General features: G+C 36.2%; 23 protein-coding genes. 20 read left to right on the top strand and 3 right to left on the bottom strand.

What is annotated here, in order from left to right; all coding sequences use genetic code 11:
- Window positions 1–53 precede the first annotated feature (53 nt).
- Entirely contained in the window at window positions 54–374 is a 321-nt protein-coding gene (gene trxA, locus AC6UC9_RS04990; protein WP_500694399.1) for a thioredoxin, read from the top strand.
- A 23-nt stretch (window positions 375–397) separates the two neighbouring features.
- Here trxA and AC6UC9_RS04985 read toward each other — a convergent pair whose 3' ends face one another.
- Window positions 398–868 (bottom strand): YslB family protein, encoded by a 471-nt coding sequence (locus AC6UC9_RS04985; RefSeq protein ID WP_500694400.1) that lies wholly within the window; start codon window positions 866–868, stop codon window positions 398–400.
- Between the two features lie 136 nt (window positions 869–1,004).
- Between AC6UC9_RS04985 and murI the strand changes: the two genes are divergently transcribed.
- Both murI and AC6UC9_RS04975 read left to right on the top strand, forming a co-directional pair.
- On the top strand, window positions 1,005–1,814 hold the full coding sequence (gene murI, locus AC6UC9_RS04980; protein WP_500701317.1) for a glutamate racemase: 810 nt from the start codon (window positions 1,005–1,007) through the stop codon (window positions 1,812–1,814).
- Window positions 1,814–2,404, top strand: coding sequence for an XTP/dITP diphosphatase (locus AC6UC9_RS04975; protein ID WP_500701316.1), 591 nt, complete (start codon window positions 1,814–1,816; stop codon window positions 2,402–2,404). Before murI ends, AC6UC9_RS04975 begins: the two co-directional genes overlap by 1 nt.
- Before the next feature lie 35 nt (window positions 2,405–2,439).
- Here AC6UC9_RS04975 and AC6UC9_RS04970 read toward each other — a convergent pair whose 3' ends face one another.
- A complete protein-coding gene (locus AC6UC9_RS04970; RefSeq protein WP_500696097.1) occupies window positions 2,440–3,423 on the bottom strand; it encodes a mechanosensitive ion channel family protein in 984 nt (327 codons plus the stop codon).
- 139 nt (window positions 3,424–3,562) lie between these two features.
- Here AC6UC9_RS04970 and AC6UC9_RS04965 point away from each other — a divergent pair, with 139 nt between their 5' ends.
- The 17 genes from AC6UC9_RS04965 to AC6UC9_RS04885 all read left to right on the top strand — a co-directional run bounded on the left by AC6UC9_RS04965 (window position 3,563) and on the right by AC6UC9_RS04885 (window position 17,236).
- Window positions 3,563–3,979 (top strand): DUF948 domain-containing protein, encoded by a 417-nt coding sequence (locus AC6UC9_RS04965; protein WP_500701315.1) that lies wholly within the window; start codon window positions 3,563–3,565, stop codon window positions 3,977–3,979.
- Between the two features lie 14 nt (window positions 3,980–3,993).
- On the top strand, window positions 3,994–4,446 hold the full coding sequence (locus AC6UC9_RS04960) for a YtxH domain-containing protein (protein WP_500701314.1): 453 nt from the start codon (window positions 3,994–3,996) through the stop codon (window positions 4,444–4,446).
- Between the two features lie 136 nt (window positions 4,447–4,582).
- The gene (ccpA, locus tag AC6UC9_RS04955) at window positions 4,583–5,584 is read left to right on the top strand and encodes a catabolite control protein A (protein WP_500694406.1); all 1,002 of its coding nucleotides are present in this window, start codon (window positions 4,583–4,585) and stop codon (window positions 5,582–5,584) included.
- A 76-nt stretch (window positions 5,585–5,660) separates the two neighbouring features.
- Window positions 5,661–6,395: a YebC/PmpR family DNA-binding transcriptional regulator gene (locus tag AC6UC9_RS04950; RefSeq protein ID WP_500694428.1), complete on the top strand. Its 735-nt coding sequence runs from the start codon at window positions 5,661–5,663 to the stop codon at window positions 6,393–6,395.
- Window positions 6,396–6,457: 62 nt separating this feature from the next.
- A complete protein-coding gene (comGA, locus tag AC6UC9_RS04945) occupies window positions 6,458–7,447 on the top strand; it encodes a competence type IV pilus ATPase ComGA (RefSeq protein WP_500701313.1) in 990 nt (329 codons plus the stop codon).
- Complete coding sequence (locus AC6UC9_RS04940) at window positions 7,428–8,243, top strand: type II secretion system F family protein (protein WP_500701381.1); 816 nt, start codon at window positions 7,428–7,430, stop codon at window positions 8,241–8,243. Before comGA ends, AC6UC9_RS04940 begins: the two co-directional genes overlap by 20 nt.
- Complete coding sequence (locus AC6UC9_RS04935; protein ID WP_500701312.1) at window positions 8,240–8,455, top strand: type II secretion system F family protein; 216 nt, start codon at window positions 8,240–8,242, stop codon at window positions 8,453–8,455. Before AC6UC9_RS04940 ends, AC6UC9_RS04935 begins: the two co-directional genes overlap by 4 nt.
- Window positions 8,455–8,751 carry a competence type IV pilus major pilin ComGC gene (gene comGC / locus AC6UC9_RS04930; RefSeq protein ID WP_500696102.1) on the top strand — a complete coding sequence of 99 codons (297 nt, stop codon included), beginning with the start codon at window positions 8,455–8,457 and terminating at the stop codon, window positions 8,749–8,751. Before AC6UC9_RS04935 ends, comGC begins: the two co-directional genes overlap by 1 nt.
- A complete protein-coding gene (locus AC6UC9_RS04925) occupies window positions 8,735–9,181 on the top strand; it encodes a hypothetical protein (protein ID WP_500699838.1) in 447 nt (148 codons plus the stop codon). The genes comGC and AC6UC9_RS04925 overlap by 17 nt, the downstream gene beginning before the upstream one ends.
- Before the next feature lie 146 nt (window positions 9,182–9,327).
- On the top strand, window positions 9,328–9,756 hold the full coding sequence (locus AC6UC9_RS04920) for a competence type IV pilus minor pilin ComGF (protein ID WP_500696103.1): 429 nt from the start codon (window positions 9,328–9,330) through the stop codon (window positions 9,754–9,756).
- Window positions 9,757–10,017: 261 nt separating this feature from the next.
- On the top strand, window positions 10,018–11,010 hold the full coding sequence (locus AC6UC9_RS04915; RefSeq protein WP_500701311.1) for a class I SAM-dependent methyltransferase: 993 nt from the start codon (window positions 10,018–10,020) through the stop codon (window positions 11,008–11,010).
- 21 nt (window positions 11,011–11,031) lie between these two features.
- The gene (locus AC6UC9_RS04910; protein WP_500696104.1) at window positions 11,032–12,240 is read left to right on the top strand and encodes an acetate/propionate family kinase; all 1,209 of its coding nucleotides are present in this window, start codon (window positions 11,032–11,034) and stop codon (window positions 12,238–12,240) included.
- Window positions 12,241–12,443: 203 nt separating this feature from the next.
- Window positions 12,444–13,802, top strand: a complete 1,359-nt coding sequence (locus tag AC6UC9_RS04905) for an amino acid permease (RefSeq protein WP_500701380.1) — start codon at window positions 12,444–12,446, stop codon at window positions 13,800–13,802.
- An 88-nt stretch (window positions 13,803–13,890) separates the two neighbouring features.
- Window positions 13,891–15,279, top strand: coding sequence for a bifunctional metallophosphatase/5'-nucleotidase (locus tag AC6UC9_RS04900; protein ID WP_500701310.1), 1,389 nt, complete (start codon window positions 13,891–13,893; stop codon window positions 15,277–15,279).
- A 1-nt stretch (window position 15,280) separates the two neighbouring features.
- Window positions 15,281–15,811 (top strand): YutD family protein, encoded by a 531-nt coding sequence (locus AC6UC9_RS04895; RefSeq protein ID WP_500696897.1) that lies wholly within the window; start codon window positions 15,281–15,283, stop codon window positions 15,809–15,811.
- Window positions 15,812–15,822: 11 nt separating this feature from the next.
- Window positions 15,823–16,608 (top strand): TIGR01457 family HAD-type hydrolase, encoded by a 786-nt coding sequence (locus AC6UC9_RS04890; protein ID WP_500701309.1) that lies wholly within the window; start codon window positions 15,823–15,825, stop codon window positions 16,606–16,608.
- Window positions 16,589–17,236, top strand: coding sequence for a TIGR01906 family membrane protein (locus AC6UC9_RS04885; RefSeq protein ID WP_500701308.1), 648 nt, complete (start codon window positions 16,589–16,591; stop codon window positions 17,234–17,236). Before AC6UC9_RS04890 ends, AC6UC9_RS04885 begins: the two co-directional genes overlap by 20 nt.
- A 40-nt stretch (window positions 17,237–17,276) precedes the next feature.
- Here the strand turns inward: AC6UC9_RS04885 and AC6UC9_RS04880 are convergent, their stop codons facing one another.
- Entirely contained in the window at window positions 17,277–17,930 is a 654-nt protein-coding gene (locus tag AC6UC9_RS04880) for a VTT domain-containing protein (protein WP_500694417.1), read from the bottom strand.
- Window positions 17,931–18,175 lie beyond the last annotated feature (245 nt).

Below are 18,175 nucleotides of genomic sequence, written 5' to 3'. Positions count from 1 at the left end.
AATCAATACGTGTTTATACTTACTCATAGTAAGAAGTTAAGGAGGCAAATGTTATGGTTAATGAAACTAATGATGCAAACTTTAAAGAAGACACTGCCGATGGGATTTCAGTTGTTGATTTTTGGGCACCATGGTGTGGTCCATGTAAGATGCAATCACCAGTAGTTGAAGACTTGTCTGAGGATCCTGAGGTAGCAGATAAGGTTAAATTCTTTAAAATGAATGTTGATGATAATCCAAACACTTCACGTGAATTTGGGATTATGAGTATTCCAACTTTGATGGTGCTTAAGGATGGCAAGGTTATCGACCAAATTGTCGGCTTTCATTCAAAGGATCAGTTGAAGAAATTGTTGTCTGCATATACAGCATAAAAAAAGAGCCAAATGGCTCTTTTTTATTTTGCAATGATAATTGGTTTAAAATCACTAGGATTGTTGACCGGAGCATTGGGATCAGAAACAACTATAAAGTTCACACTGTTTAATTTAATGGTTGCTTCGCATTCGGTTGCAATTTGATCGATCTGCTGTTTCGTTTGTGCTAAAAAGCCAGCTTCAAGCATAAAATCAGGATCCTTGTTCAGCTTTAATCTGGTTTCGACTTCTGGTCCAGCTAATTTCCAGTTGATTTTTTTGAGACTTTCCTTTTTAAGTTCTAGATTACCAAACTGACTTTGTTTAAAGAATACTTGAAGATCATCATTTGATGCTAGTGGGAACTTAGTGGCAAGATCCTTGCCAGCCCAGTATAAGATGTCGTGAATATCTTGATCCAACAAATCTGGTAAAAGACTATCTCTTAAAAGTTCGATTCCCCAAAAGGGTGAATCAGAATGTTCTTTGCGAAACTTTTCGTATTTATTCATATCAGAGTCCTCTTCCAAAAAGATACTTTACAAATAACATTTTATCATAGAACACCGTGAAATAAAGGAGAAAGGCAACTTGAACTAAATTTAAAAAAACGCCATAATTAGATTTGAAGTTAATAGGAGGGATAATATGAAATCATCACCAGTAGCTTATATGGATTCTGGAATTGGTGGAATGACAGTTGCAAAAGTGGCACTTTCAAAATTACCACATGAAAACATGATTTATCTTGGAGACGAAGCACGACTTCCTTACGGTGAAAAAACCGCAGATGAGGTTCGCAGGTACTCAGCTGAGATCGGGAGTTTTTTTGTTGATCAAGGCGCTAAGATGATGGTGATTGCTTGTAATACTGCCACGGCAGCAGCTCTTTCGTATTTAAGAAAGATCCTTCCAATTCCCGTGATTGGAGTTATTGAACCGGGAAGCTTAGCTGCAGTTAAGAAAACTAAAAATCAAAAAATTGGTGTGATTGCGACCAAGGGTACGGTTGCTAGTCACTCTTATCGAGATACAATTAAAGGCATTGATCCTAATATCACTGTGAAAGAAGTGGCGTGTCCGGATTTTATTCCGCTTGTTGAAAGTGGTGATTATCAAAGTTCGACCGCTAAAAAGACGATTATTGAAGGTTTGAAATCGTTTAAGGATAGTGGGATTGATACGTTAGTATTAGGTTGTACTCATTTTCCAATTATTGCGAGTTTAATTGCGGATGTAATGGGCCCCGATGTTACTTTGGTTAATCCTGGATACGAAACGGTTAATGCTGTTAAAAATGAATTAAAGCAAAAGGGCGAACTAGCAAACGTGAAATCGCCTAGTGATCGTTTTTACACCACTGCCGATGTTGAAAGATTTGATAAAGTGGGTAAAAACTGGTTGCATACTGATATTGATGCTAAGTTGATTCCTGTTAAACAATTGGAGAAATACTGATGAAAAATAATCAAATTGTTCTTGCCTCAAAAAATCCTGGTAAAATCAATGAGTTTTCGGAGATGCTTTCAAAATTAGGCTTAACCGTGAAGTCAATTAATGATTTTGAAGATGTTCCACCGATTGATGAGAATGGTTCAACCTTTGAAGAGAATGCAAGTATTAAAGCCAGGGTCGTCTCTGACTACTTAAATTTGCCGGTGTTAGCTGATGATTCAGGTTTGGTGGTTAATGCTTTAGGTGGAGCGCCCGGAGTTCATTCAGCGCGTTATGCTGGCGATCATAATGATGATGCTAATAAAGCTAAATTGTTAAAGAACATGGAAGGCCAAAAGGATCGTTCCGCCCATTTTAATACAACACTGATTGTGAGAAGACCGGATGGTAAACAACTAGTGGTTGTGGGAAGAGTTATCGGTCAGATTGTAGAAACTCCAAAAGGGACAAATGGATTTGGTTATGATCCTCTCTTTTATCTTCCTGACGTTGGTAAAACTTTGGCGGAGTTAACGGACGCCCAAAAGAATCACTACAGCGCTCGTGGCAATGCTTTGCGTAAGTTAACTAGTGTAATTGAAGATTGGTGGTAAAAAAGAGCCTATCACGATTAGTGATAGGCTCTTTTTTAGTTTGTGCTTTGTGGTGGTTCTGGCACCACTAAAGGTGAAAGTGGAAGATTAATTCCGGCCTTATTAATAGCAGTCAGGTATGCTCCTAGATATTCAGCGTTAACGTCGAATTCACGTTCATTCTTAGTGTGTAAGAAAACGGAGATTGCAAGCGAGCCATCTTGTAAGAAGTTAGTCCCGAAGATGACTGGTTTACCAACAATGTCAGGGTCATTGGGACACTTTTCTTCGTTAACTTTAGCAATGATATCTTCGACCTTGTGGATTGGGGTTTCAGGAGTAATTCGAATATTGATGATGGTCATCATTTCTCCACGGGAAAGGTTGGAAACGGTGGTGATACTACGATTAGGGATGAAATTTAAAGTTCCATTGATACTTGTGATTTGAGTCGTGCGAAGCCCAACGGCTTTAACGTACCCCTCAATATTGTTAATAATAACGCGTTCCCCCACGTCGATTTGATGTTCAGCTAGGATAAAAAAGCCACTAACAATATCACTGACGAATCCTTGTGCTCCAAGTCCAATTGCTAAACTGAAGATTCCGGCTCCTGCGAGTAACGTTCCAACTGGGATTCCAATCATTGACAATAGTGAATATAACCAGAAGAAAACGACGGTGTAGTAGTAAATGTTGGTGGTAAGGGTGTACATCGTTTTATTTCGTCTGGCAGCAATGGGTTCTGACGTTCCGGTTATTTTGGGCAATTTATCCTGTTTTTGCGAGATATCATTTTGACGTTTGTTAAAATAGTGTTTAATAAATCTTCTTCCAACTCTTATTATAATTAAGAATAAAATTGAAACTAAGATAATGCTGATAATCTTGGTAGTAAGATTAGAGAATATTTTAGCCCAGTCAAAACTTCTAAAATACTTAGTTAAAAACGATGGATTTGCTACGTTTTCAACGGATCCTGATTTAAGGGCTGATGAAGCGTTAGCTCCGTTAGCCACTAATTGGATAAATATGTTCATAATGTCCTCCGCTCCTAATTTTTCGATTATCAACATTTTAACAGAGACGAGACCCAAATAAAATTAAGCTTTTTAAATTGTCATATGGGTTAGATAATGCTATTCTAAATGGAGAAGAAGCCATTAGGAGGATAATTAAATGGGGATTGGTGAGTTAGCAGCGCTAATTGCTGCAATTGCTTTTTTAGTATTAGTTGTATTTTTATGCTTGTTTTTGGTCCGTTTATCAAAAACGGTTAAAGACTTAAGTAAAAATGTTGATAGTCTTACTAATGATGCAAATCATATTAGCAAAGAGTGTGAGCAGATTATGGTGATTTCAAATACATTGTTAAATAATGTTAACTCAAAGTTGGATCAAGTCGATCCAGTTTTTCAGGCTGCTGCTGATTTAGGTGTTAGTGTTTCAGATTTAAATGAAGCAACTAGAACTGCAACTGAAAAAGTTAGATCGAAGAGTGGTTTGTTAGCTAAGACTTCGGCTTTAACTTTTGCTGGTAAAATGATTGGTAGATTGTTCTCCAAACGCAACAAAAATTCTGAAGGAACAAATTAAGGGGTGGATTGGTTATGAATTTTAAAAAGGGAATGCTTTTAGGATCAGTAATCGGTGGAACTGCTGCATTTGTAGCGTACAAATTATTAGATGAATCGAGAAAGCGTGAGATCAAAGACTTTCTTCTTGATACCACTGAAGATGTTAAAGATCGTGCGCTAGATTACGTCTATTACGCAAATGACACTGCTGAAGACCTTAAGGATCTTGCTTCAGATAAGATGGATGATGCTAAAGACTCAGTGCAAAAAGTAAATGAATCACTGGGGGATAAGTTATCTGATTTGCAAGAGGCTGTTAATTCATTAAGGGCGAACGTTGAGGAACATCCTGCTCCTAGAAATGAATTAGATGATCTTTCTAAAGAAAAAGAATCTGATGACATTGTGATTGATCCTGATGATGCCTTTAGTGATCAAGATCGAGCAGAAACAATTTATCCAATTCACGAACATCACGAAAAGTAATTTATTTACCCAAATCGGACGGTAGTCCGGTTTTTTTTGCCTCAAAATGTAACCGATTTCACTTGAATGAGTTCTTTTACTTTGATATATTTATAATAATTAATGGTCTAGTAGTACATAATAGGAGAAACCAAATTTGAAAAAACAAAATGTGACAATTTATGATGTAGCTCGTGAAGCCAATGTTTCAATGGCAACTGTCTCAAGGGTAGTAAATGGGAATCAGAATGTGAAAGATGCTACCAAACAAAAGGTTTTGAGTGTCATTGATAAACTTGACTATCGACCTAACGCAGTTGCTAGGGGACTAGCAAGTAAAAAGTCAACGACGGTTGGAGTTATTATCCCCAACGTTACCAATACCTATTTTGCTTCGCTTGCACGCGGGATTGACGATATAGCAACGATGTATAAGTACAATATTATCTTGACTAATTCGGATGGGAACAATCAGCGTGAACTCACTTCAATGAATACATTGCAAGCCAAGCAAGTTGATGGAATTGTATTTATGGGAAATGAAATTTCTGATGAACTTCGGACTGAATTTAAAAAGTCACACGCCCCAGTTGTTTTGGCAGGTTCAGTTGATGCTAGTGGTAAGATTCCTAGTGTGAACATTGATTATCGCCAAGCCGTGTATTCCGAGGTTACCCATTTGATTAGTAACGGAAACGATCGTATTGCTTTTATCTCCGGACCCTTAAACCGATCGATTAATAAAGATTTCAGGTTAAAAGGGTATAAAGACGCGCTTTCAGATGCTGGAATTCCGTTTGAGAAAGCATTATTATTTGAGACCGATGTAAGCTATTCTGGTGGATATGCTTTAAGAGAGCAACTAAAAAAGAATGAAGTAACTGCGGCAATTGTTACCGATGATGATATGGCTGCTGGGGTGATGAACTCAATGACCGATGACGGTGTCAGTGTTCCCGGGGAATTTGAACTGGCCACTAGTAATGATACTAAACTGACTGAGATGACTAGACCAACTATGTCAACTATTACTCAGCCGCTTTATGATGTTGGAGCTGTTGCCATGCGACTCTTAACCAAGTTGATGAATAATGAAGAAATTGATGAAAACAAGGTCTTTTTACCCTTTGGATTAAAGAAGCGTGAATCGACCAAATAGAACTGTGCTTGATACTAGGGCCACTAATTGATATAATTGTAGAGTTAATATGTTTAAAGAGAGAGGAGTTGTGATCATGTCAGGACATTCAAAGTGGCATAACATTCAAGGACGAAAGAACGCCCAAGATGCTAAGCGTGGAAAGATTTTCCAGAAGATCTCACGTAACTTATATCAAGCTGCAAAAGCTGGTGGAAGTGATCCCGAAGGAAATCCTCAATTAAGACTAGAAATGGAAAAAGCTCGTGAAGCAAACATGCCAAAAGATAACGTTCAACGAGCAATTGACAAGGCTTCAGGAGTTGGTGGAGCTAAATTTGAAGAAGTAACATATGAAGGTTATGGACCTGGTGGGACTGCCGTTATGGTTTCTGCTTTAACCGATAATAAAAACCGAACCGCTGCTGCTATTCGTTCAGCCTTCACTCACCATGGTGGTTCCCTTGGAACTGACGGATCGGTCTCATATATGTTTGACCGAAAGGGTCTTATTACGATTTCAAAGTCAGATACTGATGACGACGAGGATAGTATGTTGATGGCAGCGTTGGATGCTGGTGCTGATGATATGAAATCAACGGATGATGAGTATCAAATTCTTACTGATCCTGCTAGCATGGCTAGTGTTCGTGATGCATTACAGGATGCAGGATACAAATTGGATGCCGAAGTTAAGTTGATTCCACAGAATACGACAGAAGTTCCTTCAGATAAAGTTGAACAGTACAGTGGTCTAATTGATGAATTAGAAGATAACGATGATGTTCAAGATGTTTATGAAGCTGCTGTATTACCTAATCAAGCTAAATAATTAAATTAGTTTATAAAAGATGCAATCTTTAATTAGATTGCATCTTTTTTTCGTATTTAGTTATGAAGGATGTGATTAAAGTGAAAGTGACACAATGGTTGAACAATATTATGGAATTTGCAGTTCAACGACAAGCTTCGGATGTTTTTATTTTACCTAAGGAAAAAGACTATTGTATCAAGGTTCATACGGCCGTTCGGACGATTCAAATTACGGATTTGAGCAAAGACATGGCTAAAAAAGTCATTTCATATTGTAAATATCAAAGTGGGATGTCGGTTACGGATAATCGCAGGCCCCAATTAGGATCGATGGACTATGTAATCAAAGGTCAAAAATTACGTTTACGATTGTCATCGGTGGGTAATTTCAGTCAAGATGAATCAATGGTAATTAGGATTATCTATGACAGTAATCATGTCGATAGTGGCTTTTTTTATGCTGATCAAATTCAAAAGATCGAGTCCTCTTGTAAAAAACGTGGTTTACTTTTGTTTGCTGGTCCTACTGGTTCTGGTAAGACGACCACGATTTATCGAATCGTTAGAAGCATTAGTAAAAATCAGATCGTGATGACAATTGAAGATCCAGTTGAAATTTATGAAGAAAATTTTTTACAACTTGAGGTTAATGATCGGGCCCAAATGACTTACGCTGATTTACTTAAAGTGGGATTAAGACAACGTCCTGATGTTTTTATAATTGGTGAGATTCGTGATCATCAAACGGCCGAAGTGGCAATCTCGGCGGCTCTATCGGGACATTTAGTGCTAAGCACAGTTCATGCAAGGTCTCCTGAAGGAACAATTCAAAGATTGCTAGAGCTCGGGGTTGATTATGAAAGAATCAAATCAGCTTTGAATTTAGTGGTGTATCAACGATTAATACCAACCGTTTCAAAGAAGACTAAGACTCTTATGACTATTAAAGATAAATTTGGTGATCATGCGCTATTAAAAGACGATATGAATGATTGGAAGAATCGAATTGATGAGCTTTCGAGGAAAGGAATAATTAGTGAAAAAGTTAAAGATGAATACTATTACGGGTAAATGTGTTTCCCTTAAACAACAGTCATTCTTGTTCTCAACCTTGGGAGACCTTTTATCGATGGGATTTTCTATCCGTCAAAGCTTGAAGTTTATTAAAGTGGTGTCAACAAAAAATCAGAAAATAGTTACTAGGATCATGCAAAGTTTGGAGGACGGGAATTCGCTGCCAGAATCGATGAGATTCTTTTTGAGTGAATCAATTTATTACCAATTAGAAATTGCCGATAAACATGGAGATTTGATTAATGAGATGAAGGAGGTCGGGGAGTTCTTAAAGTTAAGAATTGCTCAAAATGAAAAGATTAAGGGAGTTGTAATTTATCCAGCATTTTTGTTTGTGGTCTTGTTTAGTATTATTTTTGCAGTTAGGTTTTTTATCATGCCCCAAACTGCTGATTTAACCGGTAAATCAGCTTCTAATGGAAGTCATTTTATTCAATATGTCATTTATGGATTAATATTCATGGCGCTTGTGGCGGGAATTTTTGGTTATCAAAGTTTTAAAAATAAAAAGTGTATTGATCGAATTAATTTGTTGGTAAAGATCCCATTACTTGGTTCATTGTTTAAGTCATATTACCAATATTTTGTGACCTCCAACTTTGCGCTAATGATCAAAGGAGGATTGGACTTAAAACAAGTTGTTTTTAGTTTATTAAAATTTGATCATCAGAGTCTTCTATATGATGTTGGGAAGACCATGCAAGATGGTTTTAACAATGGACTTAGTTTTGGAGCAAGTTTAGCTCATTATTCCTTTGTTTCTGAGGAAATGATTGTGTTTCTGAGGAAATGATTGTGTTTCTATCAAATGGAAGTACTCAGTCTGAATTAGCCCAAAATTTAAAAGCTTTAAGTCAGCTCAGCTTTAAAGACATGATCAAAAAGTCGAATTTACTGATTAAGTTAATCCAGCCGATTTCATTTGCGGTGATCGGCATCCTAATTGTGGGTGCTTACTTGCAGATGTTACTGCCAATGTATAACTCAATGAAAGGAATTTACTAATGAAGAGAAAAGGATTCACACTAATTGAAATGACAATTGTCTTATTCATTATCTCGCTACTGGTTCTAATTATTATTCCGAACTTAAGCAATCAAAAGGATCACGCCAAAAAAATTCATGGATCGGCGATGGTGTCGGTTATTCAAACTCAAATCGATGCTTATGAAGACGAAAAGCATGACGGAAATGTAACCATTAACAAGTTAGTTAGAAGCCATTATTTAACGAGTAAGCAGGCTAAACAAGCTCAAGTGGAAAGAGTGGTCGTAGTAAAAAATCATGCTGTTCAAAGATAATCAAGTGGGTTTTACGTTAGTGGAAAGTCTCCTCGTTTTGTTTTTAACATCCCTTATTTTAGGGATCACCTTGGTTGCCGGAAACTATTTGGGATTTTTTGAGGGTAAAGAGGAACGCTTTTTTCAAACTTTAGACTCAGGGTGGAACGACGCGTTACTAGAGTCACAGAATAGTCATCATTCAACGGACGTATTGTTTTATCCAGATGATGAAGTGGTGTTTGCTAAGTGCGGCAAATCGAAACAAAAAGATAAGATAATTAGGATGCCAAAGGGATTAAGCGTTAAAAGTTATCATGATATTGAGATCAAAAGTGATGGATACGTTAAACCGCAAACAATTCGATGGTATTCGCAGAACCAAAAGAAAACGATTTTACAAAAAATTCAACTTGGATGGGGTGCATATCATCTTGAGACTATTAAATAAAATTAGACTTGGATTTACGTTGATTGACTCTTTAGTTGGTCTAATTCTGATTTGTAGTGGTATGATCTTTTATTTAAACGTTAATGATTTTGAATATCATTGCTTAAGAAAAAGTCAGTATGAAACACATCAGGTTAGGATGAATTATGAACGTGAATTACTTAAAAAATATAAATGATCGAGCCGGTTTTTCGTTGATTGAGTCCATTTGTTCACTTTTGTTGGTCTCGTTAGCATTTAGCTTGATTATGATTACTAGTCAATTAATTCAAAAGGAAAAGTGGAGTGATAATCAGGGAACCTTTTATCGTTATCTTGATGTGATTGAATCACCTGATTATCAGTTTAAGATGATTAAAGTCACTAAAGATGCCATTAAATTAAAGAGTAAGAAAGAAAATAAGGAATATATAATGGAACATTATCATGACATGGTTCGATTGCGTGGAGTAAATGGTGGACATATTCCAATCATATTAAACGTTAGTAAGGCATCTTGGTCATTACATCATCATATATTAACTAGTCAAATTAGAATTAATGGGGTCAATTATGAAGCCAAAAGTCACCTGTAAGAGAAGCGGGAGTTTAACGTTAGTTGCAATTTTGTTTTTAACTTTTTTGTCTGGAATAGTTGTTTATCGTTACCAAAAGATTAATTTTCAAATTCAAAATAATCATATTCGAACCGCAAAATATCAAAGACTAACGAAAGAATTGAATAATTCTAATAGATAAATGAGAAATCTTGAATAATATGCGTGAATTCTGGTAATATTAACCCTAGATATATAAGAAGAGGGGTTGATATTCTGTCTGAGAAAGAATCAATATCATTGTTTCAAGTTTTTGATCAATCCAGTAAAGTCTTGAGTCAGGCGTTAGGTACTTCGTATCTAGACGCTTTCATCGAAACCGCCGATAATATGATTGATAACAATATCGTTCGGGTCGAGGATGGTATTCCGAAATCCAACGTTGTTGATGAACTGACTAAGTTGTATCAAACGGTTGACTATAAAAAGATGGATAATGAATCGATTAGACGTGCTATTCAAATGGTTATGATCAAAGCTACTAAAGAAGATAAGATTCAGGCAAATCATCAAATAACTCCTGATACAATCGCTTACATCATGGGATACATAGTTACGCGGATTTATGAACACAAGTCTAGCGTGAGCATCCTTGATCCAGCAGTTGGAACTGGGAATTTACTTACAGCGGTCATGAATCAGCTACACGATTCACTTCATGATACTGTTAAGGGATATGGAATCGATAATGATGATTCAATGATTTCAATTGCTAGTATTAGTTCTGAAATGCAAGATTTAGATGTTGAACTAATTCAGCAGGATAGTATTGAACATCTGTTGGTTCCTAAGGTTGATTTAGTTGTCTCTGATCTCCCAGTTGGTTATTATCCAATTGATGAAAAGACAAAAAGTTATGCGACGCGGTCACAATCTGGTCATTCATATGTTCATCATTTATTGATTGAGCAGTCAATGAATTACTTAAAGCCTGCTGGATTTGGAGTGTTCCTAGTTCCAAGCAATCTTTTTGAAACGAGTGAAGCAAAGGGACTTTTGAAGTGGTTTCAAGATTCGGTTTATTTACAGGGAGTACTGAATTTACCCCAAGAGTTGTTTGGGGATAAAAGTGCTCAAAAAGCCATTTTAATTTTGCAGAATCGTGGTGGAGATAGTCACCAAGTTCAAAAAGTGATGTTAGGAGAGTTTCCTTCGTTTAAGGATACGACTGCCTTTCAAAAGTTCATGGCTGAGATTGTTGATTGGGAAGAAAACGATTTATTGAAGAAATAGTTGAAATTAAGGAGATTACTCATGGGTAAGATTATTGCAATTAATGCTGGTAGTTCGACTTTAAAGTTTAAGTTGTTTAAAATGCCAGAAGAAGAAGTTCTTGGAGAAGGTTTAATTGAAAGGATTGGCTTACCAAAATCACATGTTGAAATTAAATATGATGATGGGAAGAAATTTGAGGAAACATTAGATGTTAAGGATCATGAACAAGCAATCCAAATTTTGTTAGATCAATTACTCGATCTTGATATTATCAACGACTATAACGAAATTACCGGAGTTGGACATCGAGTCGTTGCCGGGGGAGAATATTTCGATCAATCGGTAATCATTACTCCTGAAGTTCTCAAAAAGATCGAAAGTTTGGATGAATTGGCACCCCTGCATGAGCCAGCCAACGTTCTAGGAATTAAGGCATTTGAAAAGGTGCTTCCAAATGTGACTAGCGTTGCCGTCTTTGATACATCATTTCATCAAACCATCCCCGAGAAAAATTATCTGTACAGTCTTCCTTATGAGTACTACGAAAAATATACGGCTCGTAAATATGGATTCCACGGGATTAGTTATCGCTATGTCTCTCAAAGAGCAGCTGAGTTAATGGGTAAACCCGTAGAAGATTTAAAGATGATTATCATGCATTTAGGTGCGGGGGCTTCAATTTGTGCCGTTAAGAACGGTAAGTCCTATGACACATCGATGGGATTTACCCCAGTTACTGGTTTAACCATGGCTACGCGTTCAGGTGATGTTGATCCTTCTCTTTTGGCCTACGTTATGGAAAAAGAAGGAATGACAGATATCAACGATATGATTAAAGTCTTAAACACTAAGTCTGGATTACTTGGTATTTCGGGTGTCTCTGCTGATATGCGTGAGGTTGAGGCTGCTCAAAAGACTAATCATCGTGCTAGAATTGCCCGTCAAATCTATGTTAATCGAATTGTTAGATACATTGGATCCTACCTAGCTGAACTTGGTGGTGCTGATGCAATTGTGTTCACTGCTGGAGTTGGTGAAAATAGTATTACCGTTAGACAGGAAGTTACTGATCAATTGTCATACTTCGGGATTGGCGTTGATAAAGAAAAGAACAATGTGCGTGGGGTGGTTAGAGATTTGAGTGCTGATGGCTCAAAGATTAAAACCCTTTTGGTACCAACCAACGAAGAATTGATGATTGCCCTTGATGTTCAGCGACTTGAAAAGGAAAAGAAAGCAAGTAAATAACCTAAAAGAAATCTTGGTAAATCCAAGATTTCTTTTTTATGTCATTGATTTAACCTTTTTTGAAATTTTGGTAGTTTTTCTTACAAAATATCTGTATAATTTCCATAAAAAGTAGCAAACAGCTTCACGTATCCGTGTATAATGTAGGCATACGTAAAGAAAGGATGTTTTTGTTGGAAAAAAATACAAATAATGAAAACCAAATGTCACGTGGACTTAAAAGTCGTCACGTTCAATTAATGGCACTAGGCGGGACCATTGGAACCGGATTGTTTTTAGGAGCTGGTCAATCAATTCATTTGGCTGGTCCATCCATTATCATTGCATATATAATTGCTGGAGTTGCTTGCTTTTTCTTAATGAGAGCACTTGGTGAATTACTACTTTCAAATACGAATAGTGTTTCGTTCATTGAATTTATTAATAAGTACCTAGGAGAAAAAACTGGTTTTGTGGCAGGCTGGACCTACTGGTTTTGCTGGATTGCCATTGCAATGGCAGAAGTAACCGCTGCTGGTCTATACATGAAGTTTTGGTTTCCTGACCTGCCACAGTGGGTAACTGCTGCCTTCTTAATTTTGATTTTATTCTTGTTGAACTCAATCACCGTGTCTGCTTTTGGTGAAACCGAATTCTGGTTTGCATTGATTAAAGTGGTGGCCATTGTGGCGTTAATCATTATTGGAATTGTTTTGGTTTTGATGCATTACAAGACAAGTGTTGGTTATGCACAGGTGTCTAATTTGTATTCTGATGGCTTTTTTGCCCATGGTGCATCGGGATTTGTCCTTTCTTTTCAAATGGTTCTTTTTAGTTTTGCAGGAATTGAAATGATTGGGATGACTGCTTCAGAGACCCAAGATCCGCAGAGAATCATTCCTAAATGTATTAATGAAGTCCCAACTAGAATCATTATTTTTTATGTTGGTTCGTTATTGGCTCTGATGTGTATTTTTCCTTGGCAGTACATTTCAGCAAATTCGAGTCCTTTTGTCCAAGTGTTTTCAAACATTGGAGTTAAGTCAGCAGCTGCTATTATTAATTTCGTGGTCTTGACCGCTGCAGCCTCTTCTTGTAATAGTGCTATTTTTACTACCGGTAGAATGTTATTTTCTCTAACCGACAAGAGCCAAAATAAATTTGCAAAGAAGCTTGGAACGCTTTCAAAAAGGCACATTCCTGCAAATGCAATTTTGTTTTCAACGATTGTGATTGCTATTTCAGTGTTGTTAAACATTTTGATGCCAGACGGTGTTTTTGAATTAGTTTCAAGTATTGCTACCACTTGTTTCTTGTTTGTTTGGTCTTTAATTGTTATTACACACTATGAATATCGCAAGTCACTTAACCAGGAACAGACAAACAAACTTACCTTCAAGATGCCATTTTTCCCATATTCTGACTTTTTCGTTGTTGGATTTATGGTCTTCGTTGCTTTTGTTTTAATTTTCAAAATGCAAACATTGATCGCATTAATTGGATCGGTTGTTTGGCTTCTTGTTCTATATGGATTTAAAGTTTTAAATGATAAAAGAAGAGAAAACAAAGAAGTCGATGATTAAAGTCATCGACTTTTTGATTATAGTTATTGATGGATGTTAAAATAGAAATTAGCGATAGTTACAGAAAACATTTTGAGGAAGTAATTTTATGGATGATAAAGTAGCAATTCTGCATACCAATGATCTTCATTCTCATTTTGAAAATTGGCCCAAGATCAGAAGATTTATGAAACTAAGAACAAAACAATTGGAAAAGCAGGGTTATCGAGTGTTTAAAGTTGATGACGGTGACGCCATTGACCGATCAAACGCGCTGACTGATGCTACTTCTGGTAAGGCCAACATTGAATTGATGAATTCAGTTGGTTATGATGCTGCAACAATTGGAAATAATGAAGCACTAACAATGTCACATGACGAACTGGCGCATCTTTATGATGATGCCAATTTTCCCGTTGTTTTGGATAATGTGATTGATGAAAGAACTGGTCAACTTCCAAAATGGGCGATCCCGTATCGTGATTTTAAGCTAAAAAATGATGTTCGGGTCCGTTTTATGGGCTTAACGGCGCCTTATCCCACGTACCAATACATGGATTGGAATTCACTTCCAATTAAAAGTACCATTGAGCGTTGTTTGAATGATTGGAAGGGGCAATATGACGTTCTGATTTTGCTTTCTCACTTAGGGATTAGCAATGATCGAAGAATTGCGAAAGCATTTCCTGACATCAATATTATCGTTGGGGGTCACACTCATCATTTGTTAGTTCATGGTGAAATGGTTAATCAAACCATGTTAACTGCAGCTGAGAAATGGGGCCACTACGTCGGTGAAATTACTTTTGACGTTAACGCTGAAAAAAGAGTAGAGAACGTTAAAGCACGTGTATATAAAACATCTGAAATGGAAACCGATGTGCAAGATGCAGAGGAGATTGAGCGTCTTGAAGATCGCGGTGAGAGAATTTTAGCAAGTAGTAAGGTTGCTGACATTCCTCATACAATGACAACGTCACTAACTGATGATAATGAACTGGTTGACTTGGGACTAAAGGCCATTGAAGCTAAAGCTGGGACAACTGCTGCCGTTTTGAACACGGGTTTGTTTTTAGGTGATTTAAAAAAGGGAATTGTTGACAAAAACGAACTCCATAAATTATTACCACATTCAATTCACGTTATGAAAAGTCAATTTTATGGTTATAACTTGTGGGAAATGATTATGGAAATGGAAAAGAACAAGGACTTTTTAGTTCGTTTTGAGCAAAAAGGAATGGGTTTTCGGGGAAAATATTTTGGAAGGCTCATTTATGATGGGATTCGATACGACACTAATAAAAAGCAGTTATTCTATCATAATCAACTAGTAGAACCCGATAAAAAATACACGATTGCTTTGATTGATCATTATAGTTTTATTCCGTTTTTCCCGGCGATTAGCATTGTGGGTAAAAATAACATTTTTTATGGTGAAACTTTGCGGGATGTTTTTGGTGATTATCTAGCAAAGAAGTTTCCGATCGAGGGGAAGTAAAATGGATCACAACGAAATTGAGAGTTTGATTGAAACAAGGAATGATGAGAGAGATTCCTTGGCTACTATTAAGCAGGTTGATGAAACAACTTTAAGCATTAATGGCCACGTGTACGTTCTTGAAGCTAATATTAGAAATGCTTTTGATTTAGGTGAATTTGCCAATAAATTTAATCCCATTTTGACACGTTTTGATTACATTGTTGGTGACTGGGGATATAATCAGTTACGGCTAAAAGGTTTTTATGCTGACTTTAGAAATGTTAGTAAAGGTTTACGTCATGCGGCAATTCCAGATTATATTATTGAGGATGCCAATTTTGGTTCTAATTACTTTGTCTTACACAATTTGGAAGCCGAAAAGGAAAAGAATCAAAGCCATAAAACTAGTAGAAAAAGACAACGTGCTGGTGGAAAAAATAGAAAAGCAGGAACTGCAAGCAAGCATAATGCTAATCAGACGTCAAATAATAATTTTAAATCAAAACATTTTAGAGATGGCAAGCGCGGCTTTACCATTAGACAGAAATAGGTGAAATCTTGATGAAGAGTTACAAGGGATATTTAATTGATTTGGATGGAACCGTTTATCAAGGAAAAAAGCGAATCCCAGCGGCTAAGCGTTTTATTGAGAGACTCCAGAAAAATTACATTCCTTTTTTATTTGTTACGAATAATTCAACTAAGACTCCAAGTGAGGTGGTCCATAATTTGGCACTTAATCACGATATTCATGTTACAAATGACAACGTTTATACTTCTGGGATGGCTACAGCTGCTTTTGTTAGTGAGGATGCGAAGTCGCATGAAAATAAAGTCAGAACGGCATACGTTATTGGAGAAAATGGATTAAAGGAATCCATGGAGAAAATGGGTTTCAATATTTTTACAGATAATCCAGAGTATGTAGTGGTTGGTCTTGATCGTGACTTGACGTATGAAAAATTAGCACGAGCAGTGCTGGGGATTGCCCATGGTGCTAAATTTATTGGAACTAATCCAGATGCGAGAATTCCAAGCGAATATGGGATGCTGCCAAGTGCTGGTTCAATTATCGACTCAGTTCGGTATGCTTCAGGGGTTGAGCCGGTGATGATTGGCAAACCCAAGACCTTAATTGTTAGAAAAGCTTTAGATCAATTGAATTTAAGCAAAGCAGACGTAATCATGGTAGGCGATAATTATGACACTGATATTATGGCCGGCATTAACGATGGAGTAGATACTTTGCTGACTTATACTGGTGTGTCTACCAGAGAACAGGTAAAAAAGAAAGAAGTTCAACCTACTTATGAGGTAAATAGCTTAGATGAATGGAATACTTTATAGTTTGAAAGATTTAGTAGTATTTGTTTTAATACTACTTTTTTTAATAACATTTGCCGTTTTTTTTGTTATCAATGCTAGTTGGCTTTATTATGTTGCATCTTCCGTGTTGAATTTAACTAATCAATTTCATGTTTCAAGTGGATTATTAATGAGTAATTTTTATAAAATGATTGGTTTCATTCAGAATCCATTTGCGTCTAAATTAAGTTTGGACCAGTTTCCAATTTCAGCAAATGGGATGGTACATTTTAACAATGTAAGAGCGTTGGTATTAGTTAATAATTTGGCATTGTTAATTGTATCCATGGTTTTACTTGTCATTATGATTCGTTTCCTTTACTTTAAGAAGTTATGGAAGTTTCAGTTGATTTCAGAGATGACGATTTTATTTATAATTTTTTTTGGAGTCTTTTGTGTTTTGGATTTTCAAGATGTTTTTATTTATTTCCATGATGTTCTTTTTAGAAATCAGGATTGGGTTTTTACGCCAAAGAAAGATCCAATCATTAACGTATTGCCGAATCAGTATTTTTTAATGTGCTTTTTGTTGTTTTTTTTAATTATTCTTTTGGGATTATCTTTTATAATTTGGATTGGTAAAAGACAACTAAAAAAAGAGTCTGTCTAGAAGATTAAGATCTAATAGACAGGCTCTTTTTGTTTGAAACCTATTTCGATGTAGAAATCTTGCTTTTTAGATATCCAATTAAAGCTGGAATTAGTGAAATTACGATAATCAAAATGATTACTAGTGAAAAGTGTTCTTGAACGAACGGAATATTTCCGAAGAAATACCCAGCTCCACAACAAATCAGTACCCAACTGATACAAGCAATGAGGTTGTATTTAAGGAATTTTTTATAGCTGAAATCTGTGCCAGCGGCTACAAATGGGGCAAAGGTTCTGATAATTGGCATGAATCTAGCCAAAAAGATGGCAATTGCACCGTATTTATCGAAGAATTCACGTGCACGAGTTAGATCTTCTTCCTTGATAAATTTACCAAAAAAGTGGTGTTCAGTTAGTGCGTTTCCAACTTTTCTTCCAATAAAGAAGTTAAGGGAGTCTCCACCGGCAGATGCTAAGAAGAAGATAATGATGAATATCCAGATACTAAGATGATAATTGGAGTTAGCAGATAGGGCAGCGGCTGCAAATAAAAGTGAATCTCCAGGAAGGAAAGGTAAAATGACCGCTCCAGTTTCAATAAATATGATTGCAAATAAGATTAAGTATGTCCAATCGCCAAACATGTTTACGATCGTGATTAAGTGATGATCAATGTGTAATATAAAGTCAATTAAAAATTTAAAAAAATCCATGTTTTTCCTCTTTTTATATAAGTCATTAACTATTTAAGTGTATCAATAAAATGAGGATTTTTGAATTTAATTTTTTCTTATTTAAATTAATTTGGGTTTATTTAAAAAAAGTATTGACGTTAACTGTGATAGATAGTATAGTATTAGTTGTCGTCAAGTGCGGCATATCAATTTGGTTAAAATTAGTCAAACTTTTCTATTGACAATAAATTAACCACATGGTATATTATTACATGCGGCGTTGA

It is taken from the genome of Fructilactobacillus sp. X7R4C1, assembly GCF_059901115.1.
This window is presented reverse-complemented; position numbering and strand designations above follow the sequence as displayed.